Here is a 1,032-nt window from a genome sequence, read left to right as displayed (position 1 = left end):
GGGGTGACGGGGGTTAGGGGCGGAGGCGGTCGCGGGGCTGGGTGTTGTGCGGGTCGGGCGGCGGGTGAGGTCGGAGGAGCGACGGACGTGAGTGCGGGATGGACGACAGCGAGGGGGAGTTGCGATGGGTGAGGTGTCGGTCGGGTTGGCCGCGGTGTGTGTCGGGGGCCTGGTCTGGTTGATGGGCGGGCGGCAACCCGGGGTTCGGCGGGCGGAGTTGCTGTTCGCGGGTGGTGGGGGCGTGGGTGTTGGGCCGCCCTCGTGGGAGCGGGTCGTCGACGAACTGCGGCGGGTTCGGGGGCGGTTGCGGGCCGAGTGGTGGGCGCTGGGTGTCGGGCTGGTGCTCGGGGTGTTGGGGGCCTCGGTCATTCCGGTTGTCGCGGGGGCGGCCGGGGTGCCGTTGCTGCGGCGGGTGCGGCTCGCCGGGGAGGTGCGGCGGGCGCGGGAGTTGCGCGGGGACGCGGTGATCGCGCTGTGCTCGGCGCTCGCCGGGGAGGTGCGTGCTGGGCGGCAGCCGGGGGAGGCGTTGCTGCGGGCGGCGAGTGACTCCGGTGGGCTCGGTGAGGCGCAGGCCGGGGTTTTGGCGGCGGCGCGGTTCGGTGGGGATGTGCCGGGTGCGCTCGCCTCGGCGGCGCGGCAGCCGGGGGCAGAGGGGTTGTTGGGGCTGGCCGCGTGCTGGCGGGTTGCGGTGGATCAGGGGGCGGGGCTTGCGGCGGGGCTGGATCGGCTTGAAGGGGCGTTGCGTGCCGACCGGGATCAACGGGCCGATCTTCGCGCTCAGTTGGCGGGGGCACGGGCCACTGCGGTGATGCTCGCCGGGTTGCCGGTGCTCGGGTTGTTGCTGGGGGCGGCGATGGGGGCCGATCCGTTGCGGGTGTTGCTGCACAGCGGGGGGGGGGTGGGGTGCCTGGTGGTTGGGGGGTTGCTGGAGGGCTTGGGGTTGTGGTGGGCGTTGCGGATTGTGCGGGGGGTGGAGGCGGCGTGAGTGGGGGTGGTGGTTGCCGGGAGGCTGTCTCTTATACACATCTGACG

1 protein-coding gene is annotated in these 1,032 nt (G+C 74.3%); it reads left to right on the top strand.

What is annotated here, in order from left to right:
* The first annotated feature begins 124 nt into the window (after positions 1 to 124).
* Positions 125 to 985, top strand: a complete 861-nt coding sequence (locus tag OO69_RS48060; RefSeq protein ID WP_033287374.1) for a type II secretion system F family protein — start codon at positions 125 to 127, stop codon at positions 983 to 985.
* Positions 986 to 1,032: the final 47 nt, after the last annotated feature.

This window comes from Streptomyces sp. NRRL F-525, assembly GCF_000716605.1.
Lineage (GTDB): Bacteria > Actinomycetota > Actinomycetes > Streptomycetales > Streptomycetaceae > Streptomyces.
This window is presented reverse-complemented; position numbering and strand designations above follow the sequence as displayed.